General features: G+C 69.7%; 5 protein-coding genes. 4 read left to right on the top strand and 1 reads right to left on the bottom strand.

Annotation, left to right across the window (positions count from 1 at the left end):
• Positions 1 to 575, bottom strand: a 575-nt coding sequence (locus tag G6026_RS04760; protein WP_347238064.1) for a GAF domain-containing protein, incomplete at its 3' end; no start/stop codon positions are given.
• A gap of 150 nt (positions 576 to 725) precedes the next feature.
• Between G6026_RS04760 and G6026_RS04755 the strand changes: the two genes are divergently transcribed.
• The 4 genes from G6026_RS04755 to G6026_RS04740 form a co-directional block, all read left to right on the top strand.
• Positions 726 to 2,516: an AMP-dependent synthetase/ligase gene (locus G6026_RS04755; protein ID WP_107755404.1), complete on the top strand. Its 1,791-nt coding sequence runs from the start codon at positions 726 to 728 to the stop codon at positions 2,514 to 2,516.
• Between the two features lie 158 nt (positions 2,517 to 2,674).
• Positions 2,675 to 3,610: a cysteine synthase A gene (cysK, locus tag G6026_RS04750; RefSeq protein ID WP_182612380.1), complete on the top strand. Its 936-nt coding sequence runs from the start codon at positions 2,675 to 2,677 to the stop codon at positions 3,608 to 3,610.
• Positions 3,610 to 4,233 (top strand): serine O-acetyltransferase EpsC, encoded by a 624-nt coding sequence (epsC, locus tag G6026_RS04745; protein WP_182612379.1) that lies wholly within the window; start codon positions 3,610 to 3,612, stop codon positions 4,231 to 4,233. Before cysK ends, epsC begins: the two co-directional genes overlap by 1 nt.
• 128 nt (positions 4,234 to 4,361) lie before the next feature.
• The coding region (locus tag G6026_RS04740) for a zinc-binding alcohol dehydrogenase family protein (RefSeq protein WP_182612381.1) at positions 4,362 to 5,016 on the top strand (655 nt) is incomplete at its 3' end.

The following is a 5,016-nucleotide window of genomic DNA, read 5'->3' as shown; positions in this document are numbered from 1 at the left end:
CCGGCGGCGGTGCGCAACTCCCCCTCGGCGAGCATGACCGTCGCCCGGATCAGCGCGAGCATCTGGTCCGAGGCGGCGCTGCTCGGACCGGTCACGTCGATGAGCCCTATCAGCTCACCCGAACCGGGGTCGTGCACGGGGGCCGCCGCGCAGCTCCACTCGTGGGCCATCTCGAGGTAGTGCTCGGATCCGCGGACCCGGACCTCGGTGTCGTGCCTGAGCGCGAGGCCCGGTGCGTTGGCCCCGACCGCCTCGTCCGTCCAGACGGCCCCGGGGACGAACGCCATCGACTCGGCTCGTGACCTGACCCCCCGATCCCCGATCACCCGCAGCAGCCGCCCGCGCTCGTCCGCGACGGCGACGATGTGTCCGCTCGACACGACGCCCGGGACGAGGACGGACTCGACCACCGGCAGCACCGACGCCATCCGGTGTTGCGCCACGTGGCGGGAGAGGTCCGGACCCTCCAGCTCGACCGACGGCGCGGCCACCGTGGGGTCGATGCCCCGATGCCTGCTGCGCTCCCACGACTCGGCCACCAGCAGGCTCGCCGTGGATCCCGTGCCCCCGAACATGTCGCCAGTGTAACCCGTATCACAGTATCGGCGATTTCGAACCTGACGCGCCCCTCATAAACGGATCCAAATAGACCGTGCTGGAGACGCACGGCGGCGAACCCTCTACACTTGCCAGTGATACAGGCCACACATGACCTAAGGATCGCAATGACGACCGAGTTCGCCACCCCTCCCGCCACCAAGTCCTTCCCCGTCGAGAACCTCGGCCGGCTCGTGTTCAAGAACGCGGAGGAGGCGCCGAACGACGTCGCGGTACTGCGACTCGTCGGAACCGACTGGACAGAGGTCACCTGCGCCCAGTACCTCCAGGAGGTCAAGGGGGTCGCCAAAGGCCTGATCGCCCGGGGCGTCCAGCCCGGCGACCGCCTGGCCATCATGAGCCACACCCGCTACGAGTGGTCGCTCATCGCCTGGGCCGCGTGGGCGGTCGGCGCCGTCACCGTCCCGATCTACGAGACCTCCTCCTCGGGCCAGTGCGACTGGATCCTCACCGACTCCGGCGCCACCTTCGCCGTGGTCGAGGATCTCGAACTCCGCGAGGTGCTGACGTCCGGCACCGAGTGGAGCGGCGACATCATGGTCATCGAGAACGACCTGGTCGCCCAGCTCACCGCCGCCGGCGCCGACATCTCCGACGAGCAGGTCGAGCAGGCCTCGCTGGCGATGGGCCACGAGGACAGGTGCGCCATCATCTACACCTCGGGCACGACGGGCAACCCCAAGGGTTGCGAGATCCTGCACGGCGGGTTCGGTGGCGTCGTGGTGGCCGTCGAGCAGCAGCTCCAGGACGCGTTCGTCCCCAACAGCCGCACCCTGATCTTCCTGCCGCTGGCCCACGTCCTGGCCCGAATCCTCGAGGTGGCGTGCTTCTACAAGCGCGTCGCCGTGGCCCACGAGCCCGACACCACCAAGGTCGTCGAGCGGCTGTCGGAGGTCCACCCGACCTTCCTCGTGTCGGTCCCGCGCGTGCTCGAGAAGGTCTACAACTCCGCGGCGGGCAAGGCGGAGGCCGCCGGCGGCGCCAAGGCCAAGATCTTCAAGGCCGCGGTGCAGACCGCGATCGACTACTCCACGGCCATCGAGGGCGGCGGGAAGCCGTCCGCGGGCCTGGCGCTCAAGCAGAAGCTGTTCTCCAAGCTCGTCTACTCGAAGCTGCACGAGGCCCTGGGCGGCGAGTGCAACCGCATCATCTCCGGTGGCGGCCCCCTGGGCGCCCGTCTGGGCCACTTCTACCGCGGCGCCGGCTTCGACCTCCTCGAGGGCTACGGCCTCACCGAGTCCTCGGGCGTGCTGACCGTCAACCCGATCGGCCAGGCGAAGATCGGCACGGTGGGTCGGCCGATCCCGGGCGTGACCATCCGGATCGCCGAGGACGGCGAGATCCTGGCCAAGGCCAAGACCCTGTTCAAGGGCTACTGGCAGAACCCGAAGGCCAACGAGGAGGCCTGGACCGGCGAGTGGTACCACACGGGCGACATCGGGCAGCTCGACTCGGACGGTTACCTGTCGATCACCGGCCGCAAGAAGGACCTCATCGTCACCGCCGGTGGCAAGAACGTCTCACCCTCCCAGATGGAGGACCTGCTCTCGGCCGACCCGCTGATCAGCCAGGCCGTGGTGGTGGGTGACAACCGCAACTACATCGCGGCACTGGTCACCATCGACCAGGAGACCTTCCCGGCGTGGCGGGACAAGCACGGCAAGACCGGCGAGGTGGAGGACCTGCTCCAGGACGGTGACCTGGTCGGCGCGATCCAGGACGCCGTGGACCAGGCCAACAAGTCCGTCTCCCGTGCCGAGTCGATCCGCAAGTTCAAGATCCTCGCGGCGGAGTTCTCGGTGGAGAGCGGCGAGCTCACCCCGACGCTCAAGCTCAAGCGCAACGTGGTGCACGACCGCTTCGGCAGCGAGATCGAGGCCCTGTACTCCGGCAACTGACACCCCGACCGCCGGCGCCCGGACCCCACCGCGGGGTACGGGCGCCGCGGCGTTTTTCGGGGCCGGCCGAATTCGCCCGGGCCCGGTCCGGACGGTGGCGGGATCACGTACACTGACCGATAGACAGATCGGTTCATTCTGCAGAACGGAACTCACCAATGGCGAAGATCTACTCCGACATCACCGAGACCATCGGCCACACGCCCCTGGTCCGCCTCAACTCCCTGACCGACGGCCTGGGCGCCACCGTGTTGGCCAAGCTCGAATCCGCCAACCCGGCCGCCAGCGTCAAGGACCGCATCGGCGCCGCGATCATCGACGACGCGGTCGCCTCCGGCGCCCTCAAGCCCGGCGGCACCATCGTCGAGGGCACCTCCGGTAACACCGGTATCGCACTGTCCATGGTCGCGTCCGCACGCGGGTTCAAGGCCGTCCTGGTCATGCCCGACACCATGTCGGTCGAGCGCCGCGCCGTCATGCGCGCCTACGGGGCCGAGCTCATCCTCACCCCGGGCTCCGAGGGCATGAAGGGCGCGGTGGCCAAGGCCGAGGAGATCGCCAACACCCGCGAGAACGCCGTTCTCGCCCGACAGTTCGCCAACCCGGCCAACCCGGACGTGCACCGTCGGACCAGCGGCCCCGAGGTCTGGGAGGACACCGACGGAGAGGTCGACATCTTCGTGGCCGGCATCGGGACCGGCGGCACCATCACCGGCGCCGGCGGCTACCTCCGCGAGCAGAAGCCGGACATAAAGATCGTGGCCGTCGAGCCCAAGGACTCCCCGCTTCTCACCGAGGGCAAGGCCGGGCCGCACAAGATCCAGGGCCTCGGCGCCAACTTCGTCCCCGAGATCCTCAACCGCGAGATCTACGACGAGGTCATCGACGTCACCCTCGACGACTCGCTGCGGATCGCCAAGCGCCTGGGCAGCGAGGAGGGCATCCTCGCCGGCATCTCCTCCGGCGCCAACGTGTGGGCCGCGCTCGAACTGGCCAAGCGCCCGGAGAACGCCGGCAAGACCATCGTGGTGATCGTGTGCGACTACGGCGAGCGCTACGTGTCCACCATGCTGTTCGAGGACTACCGCGACTGATGACCGACCCGACTCCGTCGACCGCGGACGCGCCCGCGGCGGGGATCCTGCGCACCCTGCGCGAGGACCTCGCCGCGGCGCGTGCCCACGACCCGGCGGCCCGGGGAGATGTCGAGAACGCGATCGTCTACTCCGGGCTGCACGCGATCTGGTCCCACCGCCTCTCCCATCGCCTGTGGGTGGCCGGCGGGGCCGGCCGGTTCGCGGCCCGCGTCCTGAGCCAGTTCACCCGGTTCCTCACCGGGATCGAGATCCATCCCGGTGCCACCATCGGTCGACGGTTCTTCATCGACCACGGGATGGGTGTGGTCATCGGGGAGACCGCGGAGATCGGTGACGACTGCATGCTGTACCACGGGGTCACCCTGGGCGGTGTCTCGCTCAAGCAGGTCAAGCGCCACCCCACCCTGGGCGACCGCGTGACCGTGGGGGCCGGGGCCAAGATCCTGGGCCCCGTCGAGATCGGCTCGGACTCCTCGGTCGGCGCCAACGCCGTCGTGGTCAAGGACGCCCCGGCGAACTCGATCATCGTGGGCGTACCGGGCGTCGCCACGCCGGCCAAGGAGTCGAAGGAGGAGTTGCGCGACGCGCAGTTCTACATCGATCCCGCCATCTACATCTGACCCTCGCCACTCCGGTCTCCCCGACGACGCTCCTGATCGCGTCGGCGGGGTGGCCTGAGTCGTCTCGTGAGGGTTAGGATCGCCGTCATCGCACCGGCAGGATCGAGGTGACCGGCACCGTGACGCAGATGCGAGCCTGGGTGGTCCGCGAACCGGGCCCCCTGGCGGAGTCGCCCCTGGACTTCGTCGACACGCCCGTTCCCGAGCCCGGGCCGGGAGAGGTCCTGCTCCGCGTTCTCACGTGCGGGGTCTGCCGCACCGATCTTCACGTCGCCACGGGTGACCTCCCGGTCCGACGACCGCGGGTGGTGCCCGGCCACGAGATCGTCGGAGAGGTGGTGGGTTCGGGACCCGGGTGCGTCCGGTTCCTCACCGGTGACCGGGTGGGCGTCCCCTGGCTGCGGGGCACCTGCGGGAGTTGCGGTGCCTGCCGGTCCGGACGGGAGAACCTGTGCGCGCGGTCCCGCTACACCGGATGGGATGCCGACGGCGGCTACGCGGAGTTCACGACGGTCCCCGAGGCGTTCGCCTACGCCCTTCCCGACGGGATCGACGACCTCTCGGCCGCGCCGCTGCTGTGCGCGGGCATCATCGGTTACCGTGCGCTCAAGCGTGCGGCGCTCCCGCCGGGCGGCAGGCTGGGCGTCTACGGCTTCGGCGGTTCCGCTCATCTCACCGCGCAACTCGCTCTCGCGCAGGGGGCAGAGGTCCACGTGCTCACCCGGGGCGAGGGCGCGCGCCGGTTGGCACTCGAGCTCGGCGCGGCCTCGGCCGGGGACGCCC

Origin of the sequence: Dietzia sp. DQ11-38-2 (assembly GCF_014145055.1) — a bacterium.
Taxonomy (GTDB): domain Bacteria; phylum Actinomycetota; class Actinomycetes; order Mycobacteriales; family Mycobacteriaceae; genus Dietzia.
This window is presented reverse-complemented; position numbering and strand designations above follow the sequence as displayed.

What these genes read in the sequence shown, in the direction of transcription:
- G6026_RS04755 (WP_107755404.1), top strand. Translation starts at nt 726, where the DNA reads ATGACGACCGAGTTCGCCACCCCTCCCGCCACCAAGTCCTTCCCCGTC.
- epsC (WP_182612379.1), top strand. Translation starts at nt 3,610, where the DNA reads ATGACCGACCCGACTCCGTCGACCGCGGACGCGCCCGCGGCGGGGATC.
- cysK (WP_182612380.1), top strand. Translation starts at nt 2,675, where the DNA reads ATGGCGAAGATCTACTCCGACATCACCGAGACCATCGGCCACACGCCC.